This is a genomic window from Nonomuraea sp. NEAU-A123 (genome assembly GCF_018603905.1).
Classification (GTDB): Bacteria; Actinomycetota; Actinomycetes; order Streptosporangiales; family Streptosporangiaceae; genus Nonomuraea.
This window is the reverse complement of record NZ_JAHFZZ010000015.1, coordinates 52,428-72,981: the sequence shown is the minus strand read 5'-3', so window position 1 is coordinate 72,981 and position 20,554 is coordinate 52,428. Positions and strand designations below refer to the sequence as shown.

The following is a 20,554-nucleotide window of genomic DNA, read 5'->3' as shown; positions in this document are numbered from 1 at the left end:
TACAGTGCGCACCGAAGGTAGATGGAGAGACGGGTGTGCCTCAGTCGATCATTTTGTGAAGGGTGCCTACGGTCAGCAGGCCGATGATCAACGTTGTTGCCGTCCCGTGCCGCAGATCGTACGGCCGCCGGACGAGGGGTGAGGAGACCTGAGCAGGAGTCAGGGCGAGCATGCGGGCTTCCTGCCGCACCTCCGTGTACGCCGTTGAGGCGACCACGCCGCCCCGCTCGCTGCGGAAGATCCTGCCGTCCTCGCCGACGCCGAACTCTGCGATGTGCTCGCGAAGGATCTTGACCAGCTCCGGAGGGATCGGCACCACGCGGACGTCGGTTTCTCCACGGTGCTTGAGCCCGCGCTGCTCGTGCGCGTCCCCGGTGTCGGTCCACCGCCTGTTCACTTCGGGGCGGGAGATGTCGAGCGTGGGCCGTCCCCAGCCCCTGTCTTACACTCTTTCCGCATGCGACTGAAGGCGATCTTGGCGCTGTTCGCTGTCTACGCTGTAACGGCGGTGCCTGTGTGCCTGCCGGGCGGATGGCGAGTGATCGTGCAACCAGCGGCAGAGGACGCGGTGGAGGTGTACTACAAACTAAGGTCGCCAGCGCCCCGGTCGGCCGTGAGCATCGGGCCTTTCTATCAGGCTATACAAGCCGCTCAGCGGCGGGCCGAGACCTACCCGCACGATCTCGCCCCGCCCTACCTCCTGTACGCGCCATACCGGCTCATCGCCCCTTACGTCACGCCCCGAGGACAAGAGCTGGCTTCCCCGCCGATTTCAGGATTGGACCGGTCATACGGGAAACCCATTCCGTACCGGATCGTGCCCCAGGTCCGACTGGTCCGGAACAGCCAAGCGGCCCTGACCACCTTGACGGAGGACAGGGAACACGGCAGGCCGATCGACGAACCCGAGGTCTTGGGGATGTACATCGAACCCGAACTCAACCGGATCGTCGTCGAAACGAACGCGTTCAGCCAAGGCCTACGCCACAGGCTGGCCAAGCGTTATGGGGGACTCGTCACCATGGATTGGGACCCCTTGAGACGACCAATGCGGCTGCTCTGAGACGGGCTGGAGCCGCAGCGATCACGTGTGGAGAGCCCGCCGAGCGTCCTGCGTCCCAACCTGGTGCTGGAAGCGTTCTAGTTGCAGTTCTAGTTGCAATGCCGCATCGTTCGGAGCCGTCCAACCTTGGCCAGCGAGGGCGAGCGGTCCAGGTTGAACTGATCGGAACGGCCAGGATCCGAGCTGCTAATGCGGTTCGGTTCTGTATGACGCGCCGTACAGATACGGCCCTCACGATCGCCCGTCCGTGGCCGGCCATCGTGAACAGTTGGGGGAGATCGGTGAGCCGTGCTTCGTTCCTCAGCACGGCTCACCGGACAACGTGGTTGTGGTCCGCTTCCGAGCCGAGGCAAGTCCATCGGATCATCTGGATTCCGGTGCCTGGCGTGCAAGGTGCCGCTTGGAACCTGAGGTGGTCGGTCCAAGCGTGACACCAGGTGGCAGGGGTGGTACGGGCTTTCTGATCCTGGGGATCACACCGACTTGGTACTCGTCCTCGTAGATCAGTTTCCCGGGGTCGCTGGCGCGTACGAGGTCGCATCGCACGCCGTGCACCGTCAGTAGATCTCGCAACGGCTCCAGGCGGGCGAGCATCGCGCCCGTGGTGGCGCGCTTGAACCACGTGATCGCGCCGATGGTGTTTCCATCGGCATAGAACGGCGGTTCGGGCAGGTGCTTGCGGAACCAGTCGTCGATGTCGAAGTAGAGCTCCTCTTCCTCCGATGTGAGCAAGTTCTTGCGTCGCAGGTGATCGACGGCGACGAAGATGCCGACCTCGACCCCCACACGACCGATGTAGTCGGCCTGAAGTCGCAGGTATGACGTCTCGTTACCTATCACGTCGTCAGGCACAGGATGCTCCGGAGTCTCGGCGGCGTCTGAGCTGTGCGTAGGGTTCGAGGAGCGGTATGCCTGAATCCCCTGAGAAGCTGCTTCTCGGAGTCAGGGCCCGATAGGGATTATCGCCCGGATCGCCGTGCAATATACATGCAATGATCATGAGGGCGGCGGCGTGCTTGTATCGCTCCGCCCCAGAAAGAAGGCCATGCGCCTGCCGCAACGGTCACGCGCTGACAGGGCAAGCGGCCCGCCGCCCCGGATCTGGTCCGGCGGAAGTTCACCGCAGTCACGCCGGACGTGTTGTGGTGCGGCGAAGGGCCTGGCTCTCGATCTTGAGGACCAGGCCCTTGACCTGCAACAACTGGGTCCCCGGCGTTGTGCGTCCTCCAACGTTCGTCAACGTGTGTGATCATCTTTGGTGATTGTCACGCGGTTTGTCGCTCGCTGGGGACCTCAAGACGGGTGCTTCACGCGCCGTCACCGGGCTCATGTTCCTCAGGTCTTTTGCTTAAGCCCCGGGACGGATTGCCACATCATCGATCTGGAACGCGGGCCCGGCGGTGCTTGCGTTCCAGACAAAAGTCCAGTCGACGCGGGTCGTGCCCGCGGGCGGGGTGAACGTGCCGGCTGCTTCGGTCCAGGCGGTCTTCTGGGCCAGGGAGATGGCGTCGGTACGCAGCACCGTGCCGGACTCGTCGCGCCACCGCACATTCCACGTGACGGCAGGCATGGTCGCCACGGCCTCCCGGTACCACAGCGACACGTGGTAGCTCGTACCGGCGACCACACCGCTGTATCCGGGGAAGTTGTCGAGCTGCACCGCGCTGCCAGACGCCTGGGCGCTGGTCATCTGCAGCGAGCCTGTGCCACCATGCGCGCCGCCGGTCTGGTGCGCCAGACTGGACCCGTACCACGGGGTGTAGGGCGAGGTCGTCGAGGACTCGAAGTCCTGCTCGGTGATCGCCGGCGGGACGGGCGTGCCGCCGTCGAACGTGCTGCCGGCGTCCTGGCCGTACTGGGGGCCGACCCACTGCCCGGGCGCGATGCGACTGCCCATGTCGGTGACCCTGAACTGCCACGGTCCTGTGTAGGTGTTGTCGTGCCAGGAGTTGTTCGACCCGTGGACGATCGACTGCTGGATCACGGCGCCCTTGTACGGGGACCAGTCTGGGTACGTGCCCCAGTTGGACAGCAGGGCCATGTGCCCGCAGTACTGCGTTGGGCAGCCGCCGTTGACGGCACTGGGGTCGAAGGCGAACGTGTTGTGGTGGATGTCGACGTTCTTCGTCCACCAGCGGCAGTTGGTGTAGAGCGGCTCGCTGGCGATGGCAGGAGCCGAGCACTGTGAGGTGTTGGTCGGCCCGACGATCAGCGTGCAGTCGCCGGTCGTCGAGGCTGGGCTGTTGCAGAACCGGTCGGCGTTCGCCCACGCGGTGATCCCGCCCCAGTTGTTCTCCAACCGGTTGCCGGTGATCTCGATCTTGCTGGTCCGCGCTGTCACGCGGGGCTCACCATCCGCCTCGGACAGGTAGATCGCCGCTTCGGGGAACGGGTCGCCCTTCGTTGCCCGCTCTGAACCGGAGGCCCAGGCGTTGCCGCGGATGGTGTTGTTCCGGATCACGACGTTGTAGCTGATCTCGTAGAAGATCGCGAGCGAGTCGTTGCTCTCAATGAGGTTGCCCTCGATGAGGAAGTCGTTGTTGTTGGTGTCCGCCCAGACCCCCGGCCCGTGGTTGCCGTGGACCCAGTTGCCGGTCACGTCGGCACCGTTCACCGCCCAGAACTTCATCCCGCCGGTGCATCCGCACCCAGGGATCTGGTGCTCCCAGTCCTCGGTGTTGTTGCCGGTGAACTCGTTGTCCGCCACAACCAGGCCGGTGATGGTGTTGCCGGCTTTGTACGCGTTCAGGCCGTACTGCCCGTTGTCCTTCAAGCAGTTGCCACGGATCTTGTTCGTGGCCCCGGCCATCAGCCCCGCGCCGGCGTTGTCACGGATCGTGTTGTGCTCCACGACCCAGCCGTCGCCGGAGTCGTGGTTGACCACACCCTGATCGTGCGGTGCGACGAACCCGGTGATGGTCAGGTACCGGATCGTGACGCCGGTCGCCCCCTGAGTGAACGCGAACAGGTTCAGCCGCTGCCCGTCCAGTACCGCGCCGGGCGCGCCGATGAACGTCGCGCCGGTGCCGGGCATGATCTGGGAGTACTGGTCGGTGCCCAGCGTGTGCGTGCCGGTCTCGAAGTAGTACGTGGTGTTCGCCTTGCGTAAGTCCACGCCGCTGTTGTCGCCCGCAGGGACCACGACCGCGCCGGAGGGCGGTGTGGTCGGGCCGTTCAGCGACGAGCTGCCGCAGACCGCTGCCGTTGCCGTCGTCGAATCGGTTGCCGAATCGACCGCATCGCCGCTCGCCGGCGTCGCGCCGCTCATGACAATCGTGGCGAGGGCCACCAACGCCACTGGCCAGGTTCTTCGCATTCCTGTGCTCCTCCAAGTTTTGGCCAGTCTTGGCCGCACTCGACCGTCAGCCGTCGCAGCTGTAGCCAGAGCTCGCACCAACCTCAAGATCAAGCACTGAGACAGTACTGCAGGGCCGATGCCAGCGTCCTGCTGATCGGGGACCGCGGAGACACCTCTTCACCGTTTCGGGGACGTCGGCGAATCCTCGATGTCCTTCGCACCATGAACGCCCGCCGATGCCAGGTCATGGGCGACGCGTCGGAGCGCGGCCACGGCGTAGGCGTTGAGCGCTGTGGCGTCGATAGCGACGTTCAGGGCGGTGATCACTGCCGCGTCGGCGTCCACCCCCACCGCCCCGAACGCGACCGGCCGTCCTCAACGGACTGGGTCACCATTGGGCACGCTGGACAGGAGATCGACACCTTCACGGACGGCGCGACGAACTCGCTGCGAAAGCCCGCGGCACGATCCCTACCTTGCGGCTCGCTGTGGCTTCGGGAGTTCCGGGCCATGTCAGCGGCGGCGTCAGGACGGAGACGGCTCGGTATCAGAGCGGTCGGCGATGGTTGAGCCATGAACGGTTCAGCGATTGCGGCCTAAGGGCTGCGAACTGGGCCACGCCGAGCCGCAAGACCGAAACAACACAGCACAGGAGCACATGATGCAGAAGTTCGACACCCCCGCCCCGATCTCCGCCGTCCTCGACATCCCTGCGGGGCGCGTCCAGTTCATCGCCGCCGACCGGTCCGACACCACCGTCGAGGTCTCGCCCGTGAACGCGTCAAAGAGCCGTGATGTGAAGGCGGCGGAGCAGACCACGGTCGAATACGCCGACGGTGTCCTGCGGATCCAGAGTGCCGAGGCGAAGAACCAGTACTTCGGCCCGTCTGGATCCATCGAGGTGACGATCCAGCTGCCCGCCGGCTCCAGCATCCAGGTCAAGGCGGCCAGCACGGAGCTCCGGGTGGTCGGTTGTCTCGGCGACGTCGCCTTCGACGGCGCGTACGGTCAGATCAAGATCGACGAGGCCGCGAGCGTCCGCCTCGCCGCGGCCGACGGAGACGTCGAGGTCGGCCGACTGGGTGGCCCCGCAGAGATCAGCACCGCAAGAGGCGCCATCCGGATCGCCGAGGCCGTGCGCGGCAAGGTCGTGCTCAGCACCCAGTCCGGCGACATCTCGATCGCCGCCGCCGCCGGCGTCTCGGCCTCCCTGGATGCCGGTACCAGCCACGGCCGCATCACCAACGCCCTCAAGAACGACGGCACCGCCGAACTCGACATCCACGCCACCACCTCCAACGGCGACATCACCGCTCGCAGTTTGTGATGGAACTGCCTCAGAGGGTGAGGCGAAGTGACCCCGGCGATCTCGCTGGGCTGCCCTCTGGTAGTGGAGCCTCGCCGACGGCCCTGCTGCCGGGTCTGCAGTGCATTGATGGTGACTGCGATCAGGTCTCTTCGAGGACGTGCACCTGGGGGAGACCGCGGTGGTGGTGGTGGGCTTGGGCGATCACAGCGAGGTTGTCGCGGCCCAGGGCACGGTAGGCCATGGTGAGTAGTTCGTTGGCGTGGTGTTCGAGCTCGGGGTCTCCTGCGCTGATCCAATGCAGGTCACGGCCGAGGGTAAGCGCGTCGGCGGGGTATCCGGCGGCGCAGCGGCGCCGTGCCTCGGTGATGTGGGCTTCGCGGGCGACTGGAAGGTCATCAGGACCTCGCGCAGGAGCCGTAGCCGGTGCCGTCGTGCGATCACCTCGAGGCTCATGGGGTCGGCCGGCTCATCATCCCAATCTCCGACGTGGCGCCATCCCCATTCGAGCGTGTGCCGGACGGTCTCGAGAGGGGTATGCGATGGGAGGCCCACGCCGCCGCCATCGTTGTTGTAGTAGGAGGCAACGCCGGTGCAGGTGCGCCCATCGTCATACCAGAGCCCGAAATGCAGCCCGTCGGTGCCGCCGTGCATGAACGTGAGGAACTCGGGCGGGTCGCGGTAGTAGCGGCCGTGTACGCGCACATCGATGCCGGCCCGGGAACGGCGAGCGGGATCATCGAACAGGTCCATGATCCCGAACGGGGACAGTTCCAGGTCGTCGAGGGCCTGCTTTTCGGTCGGGCCCAGGGACAGCAGGAAGGCCCGAAACCGGAAGATCGAGTCGGGCAGCTGGAATCCCCAGTCGCGGGCAAGGCGTTCCTCGATCGCGGCGCGCTCGTGCTCCACCTGGGTGACAGCAGCCGACCTCACCTGCTCGTTCTGTTCCTGTGGTCGGTTCGCCGCCTTCCACACCGCGTAGTCCCGCAGGTCGGCGGCGGAACGCGCGGCGGCCCGCCGATGGTGGGCCTGTTCCCACAGCGTCGGTGGCGGATCGGGGTGCCCGAATGTCGTTGCCAGCAACCGTTCTTCGGCATTGGAGCGGTCGATGATCGGGTACCGCGACCGGCGCTCTTCCCGGGCGGCCGCGGCCGGCAGCCAGCGGTCGGCGTCGGCCGCCACCCGCCTTCTCGCCTCACCGGCCGGCAGGGGAGCGATCTCCTGATCGAACGCGCGCAACGCCACCGCCTTGCGCCGCCGCACATGGACGTCAACCTTGGCACACAGCGCGGTGTAAGCCTCCCACTCCTGAGCCAGGTCCTCTTCGGGAAGATCGACACGTTCGAGAAAGAACTCGAACTTCTCCCCATATCCGAGGTCGTCGTATTGTGCCGCTATCCGCTCCCGCAGCCCGGCAAGGACCTCCCCGTCGGCCTCCGCCTCGCTGGACCACAGCGCGGGTATGTCCTCGGGATGCTCCATCTGGTCCCGATGGAGTTCGACCGCTGTTTGCCGGCCGAATACCGTCACACGCGCTGTCAACCTGTCACCGTTCACAGAGACGATCTCCGCATCAAAGCCGGCGAACGGGCCATCGACAATCCTCGCGAACTGACGCTCCACGGTGGGTCCCCTATCGCCACGGACGATCTCTGGGCCAGCATGATAGAGATCGCCACGGACATACGGGCCCAACAGCCCTGCGCGGTGCCTCAGAGCCTGCTGACAAAGGATTTGGTCGCCGAGGCCGGGACAGGGATGCCCTGGTCGAGCCCCATCTTCGAGCGATACGCCTGCGGACAGGAGCGGGCGCCTGATAGCTGAGGTGTTGTATACGCAACTCGGTCGGCAACCAGGAGCCCGCTACCGGTCTTGTTCAGTCCCGGCCGACGCGGCAAGGTTCTGGAACTCCTGGCCGCTCAGCCCTGGCGGTGCCTGGAGAGGGACCGAGTTGGGCGTCATCCTCAGAATCGAGAACATCAACTGCTTCCGCGGCCAACTGTCTCGATGGTCCCACCAGGCTCCATCAACAAGATCGGGCCAGCCCTCTACGGTCCCATGCCCCACGAGCACTTAAGCCTTGGTCAGCAGGCTCTGAGTCCTGGAGCTACGGCCAACCACCACTCAGCTGATCAGCGGGTACGTCGGTGAGGTGCCAGGACCTAGATACGGGTAATGCCGGGAGGGCCGTTACGCTCCCGTGGCCCCATCGATGCGCTCCCGGATCAGGTCGGCGTGCCCGGTGTGCTGCGCGTACTCCTCCAGGAGGTGGATGTAGATCCAGCGGAGGCTGACCTTGCCGGTCGGCGCCCTGGGGTCGTCGGCCAGCTCGTCGAGGTCGATGCTCGCGACCGCGGCGTCGCACGCAGCCGTCTCCGCGAGGAAGGCGGCGTAGTCCGCCTCGGCATCGGCGTCGGCCACCAGGTCGAAGTCGCCGTCTTCGTACTCCTCCGTGATGTGCAGCTCGGGCAAGTCCTCGTGCAGGAACTTCTCCCGCCACCACCAACGCTCGACTTCCGTCATGTGTCGCAAGAGGCCGAGCAGCGTCAGGTTGGACGGCTCCACGGATGCGGTCTTCAGTTGCTCGGCGGTGAGGCCGGCGCATTTGCGCAGCAGGAACACCCGGCGGAGCTTCAACCAGTTATCCAGCATCTCGCGTTCGCCACAGGCCATGTCCGTCCGAGGTCCCCGCTCTACGCCGGGTGCTGTCCACGTCATGCCACCATCATGATGACCTGCGCAACCGATTTTGCGGGTACGCGCGTATCATGCCCGCCGCCGACCAGGCGGCAGCACGAAGGGACAAGCACGGGCTCGTGGTTGCCGAGTTGCGCAGACAACACCTCAGCTATCAGGCGCCCGCTCCTGTCCGCAGGCGTATCGCTCGAAGATGGGGCTCGACCAGGGCATCCCTGTCCCGGCCTCGGCGACCAAATCCTTTGTCAGCAGGCTCTCAGAGGACAGGCGGCGATGCACCACTCGCTCGGACTCGCCCAATGGCGCATGGCCGACCTCAAGAACGCCATGGATCACCACGAGCGCGCGCTGGCGCTGTCCCGCCGGGCGGGCTGGCCGCTGGGCGAGGCCAGGGCGCTCCAAGGCTGCGGCGTGGTGCTCAAACAGCTGGGAGAACCGCACAAGGCCTTCCCGCGGTACCGGCGGTCGGTGGAGATCCATCACTCGCTCGGGTCGGTGCGCGTCGGCCACTACGAGCGGGCGATCGACGTCTTCGGCCGTAGTCTGGCCATCGCCATGGAGGTGGAGAACCGGCGGTGCCAGATCGCCTCGCTGATCGGTATGGCGGGAGCGGAGCTGGAGCTGGGCAGCGTGAACAGTGCGCTCGCCCGCCTCGACGCTGCGCTGGAGCTCGCCGAGGACACGGGCATCGACCTGGACGAGGTGCTGCTCGGCCGCGCGGAGCTCCTTTACCGCCAGGGCAGGTACGCAGACGCACGTGACGAGGCGGACCGGTCGCTGAAGCTGGCGTTCACGTCCAATCTTCTGAACGTGCCACGGCTGCATGGCCTGCTCGCCGCCATCCACCTGGCGGTGGGCGACGGCGGGCAGTGCGTGGATGCGTGCGAGCAGGCCCTGGAACACGCACGGCGATCCGGGCAGCGGCTGGACTACGCACGCGCCCTGATGACGCTCGGCCATGCGGTGAAGGGCAGGGGGCGCGAGGAGTCCCGGCGCCTTTGGGGACAGGCCCATGCGTTGTTCATGGTCATCGGCGCACCGGAGCGGTCCACGTCCGCGGCACTGCTGGCCGGTTCGCCGAGGTGACCGAGGACCTGGCACTGCTCGTAGTGTTCGGCCCGGCGTACGGCTCGCGCACACCGGGCCGGTGAGCCGTTACTGAGGCTAGACCGGGTCAAATGTGATCATCAAGGCGAACTCGTCTCATGCGATCATGGGGCGGTGCCATCGAAGCCGTGGAAGGCCGCCCACAAACCCGGGAACCTTCCGGTCACAGCACTAACTGACCTTGTAGACGACCCGGCACGGTCGCCGTCACCGCGAGCACCGGATCCGGTAGACCGCCGTTGAGCCAGAGCGAGACGGCCGCGTGCCGCAGGTCACACGGCCGCCGGTGGCGAAGTAGATCAAAGCAGTGGCGTTGTTCTGCTGAGCGGAGACTTCCGAGCGGACGCTCAGCAGGGGGTCTCGTAGAACTCCGGATAGGATCCCCGCGTGCCCACCCATGTCTCATCCCCGACGCAGTTCTCGTACTTGACCCCTACCAGCGTGGTGCGGGTCGAGTCGGTGTAGTAGTACGTTTCGCAGTGGTAGTCGATCCTGCAGGCGCGGGCGTGCGCGGGCGAGCTGATAACGGTGAGGGTGCCGAGAGCGAGCAGGACGGCCAGCGATGCGCGGCGAATCATGAAGATCCTTCCTGGGGTGAGGAGCGCTACTGCTCTCGATGATCGATCGCCGAAGCGAATAGATCAATAAGGTCAATACCGGTATTCAAGGGGTTAAAACGACTGTCAGGCCGAACGATGTGCTGCCGAGCTCGTGGGCAACGTCGGTGACCACGGCCTGAGTGCGCCAGCGCAGTCTCCTGCCGCACAGATGCAGCCCTTACGATCGCCACGGCATGGCCGGTCACCCTACAGGGACGGGCCAGGGGTGTGGTGGCGGCCAGTGCGGGCAACCACGCACAAGGGGTGGCGCTGAGTGCACGACTCCTCGGGACCAAGGCGACGGGCTTCATGCCGAGGGGGCGGCATTGCCGAAGGTGGAGGCGACCCTGGGCTATGGCGCCGACGTCATCTTCGCTGGCCGTACCGTAGATGAGGCCCTGGCCCGGCCGAGGGAGCATGCGGAGCAGACCGGAGCGGTGATCATCCATCCGTTCGACCATCCGGACGTGGTTGCCGGGCAGGGCACGATCGGGCTGAAGATCCTCGAACAGCTCCCGGACACTGCGACGATCGTTGTTCCCATCGGCGGGGGAGGCTTGGCGGCCGGGCTCGCCCTGGCGGCCACATCCTTGCGGCCTGGCCTCAGAATCTCCGCGCCGGAGTCGAGGTTATGAACCGCGACGCCCTGCAAACCGTCGACTCAGCCTACGCAAGTTCGACCCTTGCACCTGCCATCCGCAGTAAGTCCAGCTCAGAGGCCCTCCGGGGGCTCTTCTGCGTTTCAGGGGCGTGCAGTCGGATGCCGTCGTCCCTACCAGAGATGATCTAGGCTGGGCGTCTCCATCTACGACCACGTGGCGGCCCTTGTGCTTCCGTTACCGGTGATTCCCCCGCGCTGGGGGGTGCCTTTGTTAAGCCTGGCAGCGCTGGCGGCTCCCGCCTCGCGTACCGTCTGGAGGTATTTCCTCGAAGGACCGGCCTACGGCTTTGTTCGTATCTCATGTGCTGACCCCTTCGCGAATATCGGCTGGCTGATAGAGATCAATGGGCAGACCACATCGGCGGAGTCGAACGGCTGGCCCACCGCGGTGATGGCGCTTGGGCTGAGCGCGACTCTCGCCAGTCGAGGAAAGTGGGGCACAATCGCCGGGTGGATGACGGCGGTGTTGTTCGTGGTGATCGCCGGGGTATTCACGATTCCCTACGCCGTCCAGGTCGTCATGGATGGGTGTATGGACACACTCCGTTTCGGGGGTTGGCACATCGTCGAGTCCGGGCCGATCCTGCACTATTTGACGGGCGCAGTGCTGGTCATGTTTTTGACGCTGGTTCGGCGTGAAGAGATTGGCTGTACTCCCACGCCTGGGGGAACGTTGCCGTAGTCCTCGCCGTCTATTGGTCGCGCGGCCAAGCCGAAGGGCCCCGGTGCGGCTCCGGTACCTTTCGGCGTGGTGCTGGGGTTCCTGCAGGACCGCGATGGTCTTGGCCGCCGGCTGCTTGCCATCTTCTGTCGTCGACGATCACCTGCCTGGAAGACAATCCCCACATGATGCGAATCATCAGCCGCACACTTAGGCTTCCAGCGGCTGTGACCGTGCTGTCATACATGGCGGCCGTCTGTGCACTCACCTGGCTGACTGTCGATAACCATCTCGGGGACCAGCTCTACGGGAAGCTGTTGATGCTGCTGATGGCTTTCCCCGTCTCCCTTGCTACGCTGCCGACCGACTCCTGGCTGCGTGTAACCCTGATCGGCGAACCGGCTGTCGACATCACCTTCTGGGATTATTTTCTACTGGCGTGGCCCGGCGTCGTTTTGGCCATCATCCTTACGCTCCTACTGATCCGCCAGCGCACGCGCATCGCAGGCCAGGTCTTGAGCCGGCTGCTGGCCGGAGTCGTCATTCTGGCAGGACTGGCGATCACCTTCGATGGGTGGGCGCCACGCCGACCATATGGCTGGCCACTTCTGGTGTGCGGTCTTGGCATGGTGATCGGCCTACTCGCCAACCGTACAGATGTGCCAAAGAACACCGCCGCCAAGAGCGAGCCGTGAGCTCGCGGCCTGCCGTGCCTTCCTCAGCGAACGTGAAACCCTGGTCGTGCCCTGCCTGGGCCCGCTGGATGGGAAGTGCACCGTACCGACCTTGTCGTGATCGCTTGCCTATGCTTGTGTGTTCGGAGTGAGTCGTGATTCCGATATAGGCGGGCGTCTCGCACCTGTTCCGGCGAAGGTGAACCCGGCAGGTGGGAGGATGAATCACATGACGCTGCTCCTTGTCCTGGGCGCGGTTCCCCTTCTGCTTGTCAACTGGTTCGTCGTTGTCATGGTCCTTGGACGCACCTGCGCCTCTATATATGAGGGCGGCAACATAACGGAATGTGTTGGCGGGCTTTCAGAGGAAGAGATGACCGCCGCATCGGGACTGATCGCACTGGTGCTGCTCGTCATCCAGATAGGGCTGATCGTCCTAGTGCGCCGGCGCACCCGCGGATCGTAGCGACGCCGCATGGTCGGCGACGGAGTGTCTTGGGAGAGCAAGCACGCGTCAGCGCGATGGGTGCTTCGTACGAGCCGCGGCATGACGTGGGTGGCGGGTCCCCAGGTGCTGAGAGATGCGCAGGAGGTAGCCGTCCGGGTCCTGCACCGCGAACCGGCGCACGCCCACGGCGTCGACCGTGCGCTCGTACCAGCGCTCTTCCAACGGCAGCCAATCGACCCGGTGATCGTTTCCGGTCGCAGCACTGGCTGGTCGTGCCGCCGCCCAATGCTGCCTGCCTACGATCGCCACGGGGTGGCGGGGGTTTGCCGTGGTCGGGGGCGGTCGAAGGCAGACTGCGGCGAGCTGGGTGAGCGCCTTCGCGCGGTCCTCGCCCGCCTCGATCATGGCGATCACGCCGGCTGGTTGGCCGTGTGCCCGCTTCAGCCGGGTCAGTGCGTCGCCCATCATGCTTTCGTTCGGCTCCGTGGCTTGAGCTGCAAGCGGGGCGCCAAGGTTCTTGCAGGGAGTGTGCAGATCAGGGCAAGATCGCTCGCCGGGTGTCGATTCGGGCGATCGAAGGTGCTCGGCGGCTTCATGCTTAGGTAGGGGCATGGCGCGCGAAACGGGTAAAACGCCGACGGCGGGGGGAGCCGGTGGCGAGGCCATTACGACGCCTGGTGAGCTCCTCGCCGCGCCGGGCTACCTGGCTCGGCGGCTCTACCAGTCCTACGTCGCCCTGTGGACGCGCGCGGTCGACCCAGTCCTTACCAGCCCGCAGTTCGCGGTGCTCACCGCGGTGGACACCTATCCCGGCGTGGACCAGGGATCGCTGGCCTCGTCGGTGGCGCTGGACCGGTCCACGATGGCCGACATCGTCCGCCGGCTGGAGGACAACGGGCTGATCGTCCGGCACACCGCGCCGCATGACGGCCGCCGCAAGCTGCTGCACCTGACCGAGGCGGGGTCGCGGCGTCTCGAAGAGGTGAGCCGGCGCGTCCGAGAGCTCGATGAGCGGTTGTTGAAGGGCTATTCGACGGCGGAACGGGAGCGCGTGCTGCGCGAGATCGCGGCGCTGGCGGCCCAGTGGGAGGCGCTCATGGGCGACGAATGACGTCGCCCGCGGGCGGCGGTTAAAGCCGAGGTATCCCGCTGCCTCCTCCTGCCGTTGTACTGGAATTACATCCAGCGACGTCTCTTGCTTTTTCGAGATCGTCCGTGTTCGGATTAGTTTCAGCGGCGAGATGGCTGTGATCCGCATGCCCGGAGAACGACCTCGCATCCCGAAGAGTTGGAGCTGGGCCAGGTGAGTCAGTCGTACCAGGTCACGATCGTCGGCGGTGGCCTCGGTGGGCTGACCGCCGCGCTGTCACTGCGGCAGCGCGGCCTGCGCGTCACGGTCCTGGAGCAGGCCCCCGAGCTGGGAGAGGTTGGCGCGGGCATCCAGACCGCGCCGAACGCCAGCCGCATCCTGCTCGGGCTCGGGCTGCGCGCCGCCCTTGAGAAGATCCGTACCGAGCCCCTGGACCAGGTGCGTCGCCGCTGGCAGGACGGCAGCGTGATCGGCCTGACCCCGCTGGGCGACTTCTGCAAGCGCGAGTACAACGCCCCCTATTGGCACTACCACCGCGCCGACCTGCACCAGGTGCTGCTGGACGCGTGCGTCGACGAGGACCGGCCCGGCCCCGTGGTGGACGTTCGGACCGGGAACGAGGTCGTGGCCGTCGACCGGACCGACCCCGCCCGGCCCGTCGCGGTCACCGCCGCGGGCGACCGGTACGAGTCGGACGCCCTGATCGGCGCGGACGGCATCAGGTCCCGAGTACGCGACGCGCTCGGCCTGCCCGGCAACCTGCTCTTCTCCGGCGAGATGGCCTATCGAGCGCTCATACCCGGAGACAAGATCGCCACGGATCCGGCGACGCGCTGGCTGGTGGACCGCTTCCAGAGCACCATCTGGTACGGCCCGGACCGGCATCTGGTCCACTACATGATCCGCGGCGGGGAGTGGCTCAACGTCGTCGCGATCGTGCCCTGCTCGCCCGAGGTGGCGGAGCGATGGACCGTTCCCGCCACGGTGGACGAGCTGATCGACGCCTTCCCCGGCTGGGACGACCGGGTCGCCGCGATGCTCTCCAAGGCCGACGGCGACGTCTCCGCATGGGCCATGTACCACCGCCGCCGCGATCCGGTGTGGGTGGACGGCCACGTGGCTCTGCTGGGCGACGCCTGCCACGCCATGCTGCCCTACCAGGCACAGGGCGCTTCGCAGACGATGGAGGACGCGGCTGTGATCGCGGAGGAGCTCGGCGCCGTTCCGGCCGAGGGCATCCGGGTGGCCCTCATGCGGTACGTGTCGCGCCGCGCCAAGCACGCCGGGATGGTCCAGGACGCCGCCTGGCGCAACATGTCCTTCTACCACCTGCCCGACGGGCCCGAGCAGCGGGCCCGCGACGAGAGACTCAAGCGGTTCGACGGGGAGTCCGACGTCTCCTACCGGTGGCTGTGGCGTGGCACTCCGCTGAACGACCCCGACGAAGAAGCCTTCTCCTACCAGTTCCACAACTGACCGGCCGATCCGAGATGAAACCCGCACCGTTCACCTACCACCGTGCCAGGGACGTCGCCGGAGCGGTCTCCCTGCTCACCGAGCTGGGCGAGGACGCCAAGTACATCGCAGGCGGCCAGAGCCTGGTCGCGATGATGAACTTCCGCCTCGCCCGCCCGGCTCACCTGGTCGACCTCGGCGGCCTGCGCGGCGAGCTCGCCTACATCCGCGACGACGGCGGCGTGCTGCGTCTGGGCGCGCTGACCACCCATCACCAGGTGGAGAACGCGCCGCTCGGTCCCGGCTTCGCCGTGCTGCGCGACGCGATGGGATGGATCGGGCACCTGCCCATCCGCACGCGCGGCACGGTCGGCGGCAGCCTCGCCCACGGCGAGGCCACCGCCGAGTGGTGCCTGCTCGCCGTCCTGCTGGGCGCCGAGGTCGTCGTCCAGGGGACGGCCGGGGTACGGCGGGTCCCGGCCGAGGAGCTGTTCCTCAGCTTCTTCACCACGGCGCTGGAGCCGGAAGAAATGATCGTCGAGGTTGTCTTCCCGCGGCCCGCGCCGCATGCCGCGCTGACCGAGTTCGCCCAACGGCGGGGCGACTACGCCATCGTGGCCGCCGCCGTCGACCTGGAAGCCGAACGCGTCGTGCTCGGCGGCGTGGCCCCCGTGCCGCTGCGGGTGCCCGAGGCGGAGGCGGTGCTCGCGCGCGGTGGCACGTTCGCCGAATGCGCCGCGGCCGCCGCGGCGGCCATCGACCCGCCGGCGGACGGCAGCGGCGGCGCCGACTACCGCAGGGCCCTCACCAGGACCCTGCTCGTCCGGGCCTGCGAGGCGGCGATGCGGCGATGAGCTGGGTCGGGAGGTCGGCCGCCCGGCGGGAGGATCCGCGGCTGCTGACCGGGAACGGAAGGTTCGTCGACGACATCCGCCTTCCCCGCATGCTGCACGCGCAGTTCGTCCGCAGCACGATCGCCCACGGGACCGTGACCGGCGTCGACCTGTCCGGAACGCTGGCCGTGCCGGGAGTCGTCGCCGCGTTCACCGCCGGGGACCTGGCGGTCGACGACATCACAGCCGTCCTCGATCGGCCGCTTTCGGAATTCGTGCCGACCGCGATGCCCGTCCTCGCCCGGGACCGGGTCCGCTTCGTCGGCGAGCCGATCGCCATCGTGCTCGCCGAGGACCCGTACTCCGTGGAGGACGGCCTTGAGGCCGTGAGGGTGACGTACGAGGCAGGCATGCCAGTGCTCTCGGAGGAGCAGGCGCTCGCTCCGGGCGCACCGCTCGTGCACGCGGCGGCTGCCGGAAATACCTTGGTGGATGTGTCGATGTTCGCGACCGAGGGCATCGACGACATCTTCGCCGCGGCCCATCGCGTGGTGTACGTGCGGTCCAGGACGGGCCGGCAGAACGCGGTGCCGCTGGAGACCAGGGGGGCCGTCGCGAGCTGGGACCCGCGCGCGGAGCAGCTCCTGGTGCAGACCTGTACCCAAGTCCCGCACCAGGTCCGCACGGTGCTGGCCGAGTGTCTCGGCCTCGGTGAACGGGCTGTGCGGGTGGTGGTGCCGGACATGGGCGGCGGATTCGGGCAGAAGTGCGTCGTCGGCCGCGAGGAGATCGCCGTGGGGGCCGCGGCCCTGCGACTGCGTCGCCCGGTGAAGTGGATCGAGGACCGCCGGGACGCGCTCACCGCCTCGTTCCTGGCTCGCGAGCAGCGGTACGACGTGCGCGCGGCGTTCGACGCAGGCGGACGGATCCTTGCCCTCGACGCCGATGTGGTCTGCGACATGGGCGCCTACTCCTGCTACCCGTTCACCGCCGGGATCGAGCCGTTGATGGCGTCGGCGGAGCTGCCGGGCGTCTACCGCGTGCCCGCCTACCGGGTCCGCGGCCGGGCCGTCACCACGAACAAGGCGCCGTCGGCGCCGTACCGGGGGGTCAGCAGGCCCCAGATCGTCATGGTCATGGAACGGGTCTTCGAACGGGCGGCCCGCGAGCTGGGTCTGGATCCGGTCGAGATCCGGCGGCGGAACCTGATCACCGAGTTCCCGTACGCCGGGATCAACGACGTCACCTACGACCCGGGCTCCTACCTGGAATCCCTGAACCTATGCGAACAGATGATCAGGGAAGAGGGCTGGTACGAGCGCCAGGAACAGGCGGCCGCCGAGGGGCGCTTCCTCGGCATCGGCTACTCGTGCTTCAGCGAGCGCACCGGATACGGCTCCGGCGCGTTCGCCAAGCGCAAGATGGCCGTGGTGCCGGGCTTCGACCTCGCCGAGATCACGATGGACCTCACCGGTGGCGTGACCGTGACGACCGGGACCATGAGTCACGGGCAGAGCCACGAGACCACGCTGGCCCAGATCGTCGCCGACCGGCTCGGCCTGGACCTCGCCCAGATCAAGATCCATCAGGGCGACACCGACCGGATCACCTACGGGTTCGGGACGTTCGCCAGCCGGTCGGCCACCATCGGCGGCAGCGCGGTCGCGCGGGCGGCCACCAAGCTGGCGGACCGGCTGCTGCGCCTGGGCGCGTACCTGCTGGAGACCGATGACGTCGAGCTGCACGACGGGCACGTACGCAGGCGCGACGACCATGGGCGCGCCCTGCGCTATCGGGACCTGGCCGGCATCGCCTACTTGAAGGCCAACCTGCTCCCCAAGGACGCGGAACCCGGCCTGACCGCGAGCGCGTCCTTCGACGTGCACGGCGACGGGACGTTCTCCAACGCGGCTCACGGCGCGGTCGTGGAGCTGCACCCCGGCACCGGCCGGGTGGAGTTCCTGAGGTACGTCTGCGTGGAGGACTGCGGAGTCGCCATCAACCCGCAGGTCGTCGAGGGGCAGTGCCGCGGCGGTATCGCCCAGGGCATCGCCGGGGCGCTGTTCGAGGAGGTGACCTACGACGCGCAGGGCGAGCCGTCATGTGCCAGTTTCATCGACTACAAGGTGCCTACGGCGAACGAGATCCCCGACATCGAGATCCGCCATCTGGAGACCCCGTGCGCGTTCACCGAGAGCGGGGCGAAGGGCGCAGGGGAGGGCGGCACGATCGGCGCCCCGGCAGCGGTGCTCAACGCCGTGAACGATGCCCTGCGCCCCACCGGGGTGGAGCTGGACGACACCCCCATCCGGCCCGAGACGGTGCAGCGCGCGATCGGAGCGAACGCATGACGGAGAAGCTGCTGATCAGCCTGACGGTGAATGGGGAGCGGCACGACGACCTGGTGGTGGAGTCCCGGCACACGCTGGTGGACGTGCTCCGGCACCGGCTCGGCCTCACCGGTACGCATGCCGGATGCGAGCACGGTGTCTGCGGCGCCTGCACCGTTCTGCTCGACGGCGCTCCGGCGCGCGCGTGCCTGATCTTCGCGGCCCAGGCCGAGGGCCAGGAGATCCGCACGGTCGAGTCGCTGGCCGGCGGCGGCGAGATGAACGACCTCCAGCGGGCGTTCTCCGCCCATCACGCTCTGCAATGCGGGTTCTGCACGCCTGGCTTCCTGATGCTCGCCGAGGGCTTTCTCACCGAGCGGCCTGATGCGACCAGAGCGGAGATTCGCGAGCTCGTGTCGGCCAGCCTCTGCCGGTGCACCGGCTACCAGACCATCGTCGACGCGATCGAGGACTGCGCCCGAGGGCGGCGCCGCGAAGTGGGAGAAGTCCGATGATCCTGGACAACGAGATCGCGGTGAACGCCTCGCCGGACGAGGTGTTCGCACTGATCAACGACGTGGAACGGGTCGTGACGTGCCTGCCGGGCGCCGCGCTCGACGGCCGCGACGGCGACGCCTTCCGGGGCGGCGTCAAGGTCAAGGTCGGCCCTATCACCGCCACGTACGCCGGGACCGTGCGGTTCCTGGAGGTCGATCCGAGCCGGCGCCGGCTGCGGCTGCAGGGCCGGGGCGCCGACACCCACGGCGGTGGCGACGCCGAGGCCGAGGTCACCCTGACGGTGGAGGAGCTGGCAGGCGGCGCGGTGCTGCGGATGCGGACCGACCTGCTGATCCGGGGAAAGATCGTCCAGTTCGGCAAGGGCGCGATCACTGCCGTCTCCGACAAGCTGCTGCGGCAGTTCGCCGGGAACCTCGCCACCCTGATCGAGGCCGACCGCTCCGGTGTCCCGACGGCGCCCGCCGCGGTCGTCACGGCGCCGGGGGCGGCGAAGGAGCTGGACGGCCTGTCGATGCTGGTGCCGCAGGGTGTGGCCAGGTACGTGCCGATCGCCGCCGCCTTCGCGATCGGCCTCTTCCAGGGCTGGCTGCTCGGCAAGGTGAGCACCCAGGCCAAGTTGATCAATGAGCTACGTCGTGGCTGACGGGATGTAAGGCCAGAGGGCGACAACGATCGGCCCGCCGGTGGTCGTGGAGCCGGTGGGCGAAGGGGACCGTCAGGCGCCGGCGCGCTTCAGGAGTTCTTGGAGGAGGGTGACGACCTTGCTGGGGGTGAAGTCGCCGACGGTCACCTCGAAGCTGCACCGGGATGGGTCCGGTCCCGGATCGCACGCGGCCGTACAGTTGGATGCCGGGTTCGGCGAGCATGGATGCGGCTCAGGTCTCGAAAAGCTCAGACCGGGGTCACCGATCTTCTTGATCGAGCTTGCCGTGTGCCTCCGTTGAAAGGTCCTGCCAGTCGGCCCAGGTCTTGAGCCGGTCGGCGTAGATCTGCTGGATCATCGGGTAGAAGCCCTTGCCGAAGAGGACCCGCAGGGGCGGGTTGTCGGAGTCGACGATCTTGAGGAGTGCCTGGGCCGCGGTGGCGGGGTCGCCGGTGGGCTGCTTTCCGGTGAATTCGGCGAGGCGCCGGCGGAGACCGTCGTAGATCGGGTCGGGCTCGGCCATGTGGCCGTTGGCGAGTGGGTCGGGGTTCTTGCCGGACCTGGTGGCGAAGCCGCCGGGTTCGACCACGGTCACCTTGATGCCGAAGTCGGCGACCTCTTGGGCGAGGGATTCGTTCAGGGCTTCCAGCGCCCACTTGGAGATGTGGTAGGCGCCGCCGAGCGGCATCGCGATGAGCCCGGCCGCCGAGGACAGCTGGATGATGTGCCCTGAGCCCTGCTCGCGCAGGTAGGGCAGCGCGGCCTGAATGACCCACACCGCGCCGAACACGTTGGTCTCCAACTGGTCGCGCAGGTGCTGCTCGGTCAGCTCCTCGATCGCGCCGACCTGGGCGTAGCCGGCGTTGTTCACGATGACGTCCAGACGGCCGAAGTGTTCCTTGGCCCGCTTGACGCTGTCGAAGACGGCGGCCTTGTCGGTCACGTCCATCTCCAGCGGGAGCACCGCGTCGCCATAGGCGGCGACCAGCTCGTCAAAGCTTGCGGTGTTCCGGGCGGTCGCGGCCACCTTGTCGCCGCGCGACAGGGCGGCCTCGACGAAGCTGCGGCCCAGACCGCGGGACGAACCGGTGACGAACCAGACCTTGCTCATGATGTCTTTCCGTTCTTTCTGCGGTGGCGATCAGTGGTGGAGTTGTGCGCCGCGCGGAT

The 20,554-nt window shown here is 67.2% G+C and carries 20 protein-coding genes and 2 pseudogenes; 13 read left to right on the top strand and 9 right to left on the bottom strand.

Features of this window, described 5'->3' with window-relative positions; all coding sequences use genetic code 11:
• Positions 1-40 precede the first annotated feature (40 nt).
• The gene (locus KLK06_RS38045) at positions 41-397 is read right to left on the bottom strand and encodes a hypothetical protein (protein ID WP_250906656.1); all 357 of its coding nucleotides are present in this window, start codon (positions 395-397) and stop codon (positions 41-43) included.
• A gap of 60 nt (positions 398-457) precedes the next feature.
• Between KLK06_RS38045 and KLK06_RS38040 the strand changes: the two genes are divergently transcribed.
• A complete protein-coding gene (locus KLK06_RS38040) occupies positions 458-1,063 on the top strand; it encodes a hypothetical protein (RefSeq protein WP_214640497.1) in 606 nt (201 codons plus the stop codon).
• Positions 1,064-1,426: 363 nt separating this feature from the next.
• On the opposite strand, the gene KLK06_RS38035 is transcribed toward KLK06_RS38040, so the two are convergent.
• From KLK06_RS38035 to KLK06_RS38025, 3 genes are all read right to left on the bottom strand, one after another.
• Positions 1,427-1,915 carry a hypothetical protein gene (locus tag KLK06_RS38035; protein WP_214640496.1) on the bottom strand — a complete coding sequence of 163 codons (489 nt, stop codon included), beginning with the start codon at positions 1,913-1,915 and terminating at the stop codon, positions 1,427-1,429.
• A 496-nt stretch (positions 1,916-2,411) separates the two neighbouring features.
• Positions 2,412-4,379, bottom strand: a complete 1,968-nt coding sequence (locus KLK06_RS38030) for a right-handed parallel beta-helix repeat-containing protein (protein WP_214640495.1) — start codon at positions 4,377-4,379, stop codon at positions 2,412-2,414.
• Positions 4,380-4,538: 159 nt separating this feature from the next.
• Positions 4,539-4,706: a hypothetical protein gene (locus KLK06_RS38025; protein WP_214640494.1), complete on the bottom strand. Its 168-nt coding sequence runs from the start codon at positions 4,704-4,706 to the stop codon at positions 4,539-4,541.
• A gap of 316 nt (positions 4,707-5,022) precedes the next feature.
• On the opposite strand from KLK06_RS38025, the gene KLK06_RS38020 reads away from it, so the two are divergent.
• A complete protein-coding gene (locus KLK06_RS38020) occupies positions 5,023-5,688 on the top strand; it encodes a DUF4097 family beta strand repeat-containing protein (RefSeq protein ID WP_214640699.1) in 666 nt (221 codons plus the stop codon).
• 183 nt (positions 5,689-5,871) lie between these two features.
• Here KLK06_RS38020 and KLK06_RS38015 read toward each other — a convergent pair whose 3' ends face one another.
• Positions 5,872-7,290, bottom strand: a complete 1,419-nt coding sequence (locus tag KLK06_RS38015; RefSeq protein ID WP_214640493.1) for a KOW motif-containing protein — start codon at positions 7,288-7,290, stop codon at positions 5,872-5,874.
• A gap of 567 nt (positions 7,291-7,857) precedes the next feature.
• Positions 7,858-8,385, bottom strand: a complete 528-nt coding sequence (locus KLK06_RS38010; RefSeq protein WP_214640492.1) for a DinB family protein — start codon at positions 8,383-8,385, stop codon at positions 7,858-7,860.
• A 252-nt stretch (positions 8,386-8,637) separates the two neighbouring features.
• Here KLK06_RS38010 and KLK06_RS38005 point away from each other — a divergent pair, with 252 nt between their 5' ends.
• Positions 8,638-9,450: a tetratricopeptide repeat protein gene (locus KLK06_RS38005; protein ID WP_214640491.1), complete on the top strand. Its 813-nt coding sequence runs from the start codon at positions 8,638-8,640 to the stop codon at positions 9,448-9,450.
• A 368-nt stretch (positions 9,451-9,818) separates the two neighbouring features.
• Here KLK06_RS38005 and KLK06_RS38000 read toward each other — a convergent pair whose 3' ends face one another.
• On the bottom strand, positions 9,819-10,049 hold the full coding sequence (locus KLK06_RS38000) for a DUF6289 family protein (protein WP_214640490.1): 231 nt from the start codon (positions 10,047-10,049) through the stop codon (positions 9,819-9,821).
• 249 nt (positions 10,050-10,298) lie between these two features.
• Here KLK06_RS38000 and KLK06_RS37995 point away from each other — a divergent pair.
• From KLK06_RS37995 to KLK06_RS37980, 4 genes and pseudogenes are all read left to right on the top strand, one after another.
• Positions 10,299-10,705 (top strand): annotated as a pseudogene (locus KLK06_RS37995) (pyridoxal-phosphate dependent enzyme).
• Positions 10,706-10,885: 180 nt separating this feature from the next.
• A complete protein-coding gene (locus tag KLK06_RS37990; RefSeq protein ID WP_214640489.1) occupies positions 10,886-11,413 on the top strand; it encodes a hypothetical protein in 528 nt (175 codons plus the stop codon).
• A gap of 164 nt (positions 11,414-11,577) precedes the next feature.
• The gene (locus tag KLK06_RS37985) at positions 11,578-12,087 is read left to right on the top strand and encodes a hypothetical protein (RefSeq protein ID WP_214640488.1); all 510 of its coding nucleotides are present in this window, start codon (positions 11,578-11,580) and stop codon (positions 12,085-12,087) included.
• A 208-nt stretch (positions 12,088-12,295) separates the two neighbouring features.
• The gene (locus KLK06_RS37980; protein ID WP_214640487.1) at positions 12,296-12,532 is read left to right on the top strand and encodes a hypothetical protein; all 237 of its coding nucleotides are present in this window, start codon (positions 12,296-12,298) and stop codon (positions 12,530-12,532) included.
• 333 nt (positions 12,533-12,865) lie between these two features.
• Here KLK06_RS37980 and KLK06_RS37975 read toward each other — a convergent pair.
• Positions 12,866-12,982: pseudogene (locus KLK06_RS37975) on the bottom strand (metal-sensing transcriptional repressor); the annotation flags it as partial.
• A gap of 142 nt (positions 12,983-13,124) precedes the next feature.
• Between KLK06_RS37975 and KLK06_RS37970 the strand changes: the two are divergent.
• The 6 genes from KLK06_RS37970 to KLK06_RS37945 all read left to right on the top strand — a co-directional run bounded on the left by KLK06_RS37970 (position 13,125) and on the right by KLK06_RS37945 (position 19,384).
• Entirely contained in the window at positions 13,125-13,625 is a 501-nt protein-coding gene (locus KLK06_RS37970) for a MarR family winged helix-turn-helix transcriptional regulator (RefSeq protein ID WP_214640486.1), read from the top strand.
• A gap of 192 nt (positions 13,626-13,817) precedes the next feature.
• Complete coding sequence (locus tag KLK06_RS37965) at positions 13,818-15,080, top strand: FAD-dependent oxidoreductase (protein ID WP_214640485.1); 1,263 nt, start codon at positions 13,818-13,820, stop codon at positions 15,078-15,080.
• Positions 15,081-15,094: 14 nt separating this feature from the next.
• On the top strand, positions 15,095-15,913 hold the full coding sequence (locus KLK06_RS37960; protein WP_214640484.1) for a xanthine dehydrogenase family protein subunit M: 819 nt from the start codon (positions 15,095-15,097) through the stop codon (positions 15,911-15,913).
• Entirely contained in the window at positions 15,910-18,243 is a 2,334-nt protein-coding gene (locus tag KLK06_RS37955; protein ID WP_214640483.1) for a xanthine dehydrogenase family protein molybdopterin-binding subunit, read from the top strand. Before KLK06_RS37960 ends, KLK06_RS37955 begins: the two co-directional genes overlap by 4 nt.
• Complete coding sequence (locus tag KLK06_RS37950) at positions 18,240-18,737, top strand: (2Fe-2S)-binding protein (RefSeq protein WP_214640482.1); 498 nt, start codon at positions 18,240-18,242, stop codon at positions 18,735-18,737. Before KLK06_RS37955 ends, KLK06_RS37950 begins: the two co-directional genes overlap by 4 nt.
• Positions 18,734-19,384, top strand: a complete 651-nt coding sequence (locus tag KLK06_RS37945; protein WP_214640481.1) for an SRPBCC family protein — start codon at positions 18,734-18,736, stop codon at positions 19,382-19,384. Before KLK06_RS37950 ends, KLK06_RS37945 begins: the two co-directional genes overlap by 4 nt.
• A gap of 259 nt (positions 19,385-19,643) precedes the next feature.
• Here KLK06_RS37945 and KLK06_RS37940 read toward each other — a convergent pair whose 3' ends face one another.
• Positions 19,644-20,495 (bottom strand): SDR family NAD(P)-dependent oxidoreductase, encoded by an 852-nt coding sequence (locus KLK06_RS37940; protein ID WP_214640480.1) that lies wholly within the window; start codon positions 20,493-20,495, stop codon positions 19,644-19,646.
• Positions 20,496-20,554: the final 59 nt, after the last annotated feature.

Excerpts from the sequence above, each read along its gene's own strand:
- KLK06_RS38040 (WP_214640497.1), top strand. The coding sequence starts at position 458 with ATGCGACTGAAGGCGATCTTGGCGCTGTTCGCTGTCTACGCTGTAACG.
- KLK06_RS38030 (WP_214640495.1), bottom strand. The coding sequence starts at position 4,379 with ATGCGAAGAACCTGGCCAGTGGCGTTGGTGGCCCTCGCCACGATTGTC.
- KLK06_RS38020 (WP_214640699.1), top strand. The coding sequence starts at position 5,023 with ATGCAGAAGTTCGACACCCCCGCCCCGATCTCCGCCGTCCTCGACATC.
- KLK06_RS38010 (WP_214640492.1), bottom strand. The coding sequence starts at position 8,385 with ATGACGTGGACAGCACCCGGCGTAGAGCGGGGACCTCGGACGGACATG.
- KLK06_RS38005 (WP_214640491.1), top strand. The coding sequence starts at position 8,638 with ATGCACCACTCGCTCGGACTCGCCCAATGGCGCATGGCCGACCTCAAG.
- KLK06_RS38000 (WP_214640490.1), bottom strand. The coding sequence starts at position 10,049 with ATGATTCGCCGCGCATCGCTGGCCGTCCTGCTCGCTCTCGGCACCCTC.
- KLK06_RS37985 (WP_214640488.1), top strand. The coding sequence starts at position 11,578 with ATGATGCGAATCATCAGCCGCACACTTAGGCTTCCAGCGGCTGTGACC.
- KLK06_RS37980 (WP_214640487.1), top strand. The coding sequence starts at position 12,296 with ATGACGCTGCTCCTTGTCCTGGGCGCGGTTCCCCTTCTGCTTGTCAAC.
- KLK06_RS37970 (WP_214640486.1), top strand. The coding sequence starts at position 13,125 with ATGGCGCGCGAAACGGGTAAAACGCCGACGGCGGGGGGAGCCGGTGGC.
- KLK06_RS37960 (WP_214640484.1), top strand. The coding sequence starts at position 15,095 with ATGAAACCCGCACCGTTCACCTACCACCGTGCCAGGGACGTCGCCGGA.
- KLK06_RS37955 (WP_214640483.1), top strand. The coding sequence starts at position 15,910 with ATGAGCTGGGTCGGGAGGTCGGCCGCCCGGCGGGAGGATCCGCGGCTG.
- KLK06_RS37950 (WP_214640482.1), top strand. The coding sequence starts at position 18,240 with ATGACGGAGAAGCTGCTGATCAGCCTGACGGTGAATGGGGAGCGGCAC.
- KLK06_RS37945 (WP_214640481.1), top strand. The coding sequence starts at position 18,734 with ATGATCCTGGACAACGAGATCGCGGTGAACGCCTCGCCGGACGAGGTG.
- KLK06_RS37940 (WP_214640480.1), bottom strand. The coding sequence starts at position 20,495 with ATGAGCAAGGTCTGGTTCGTCACCGGTTCGTCCCGCGGTCTGGGCCGC.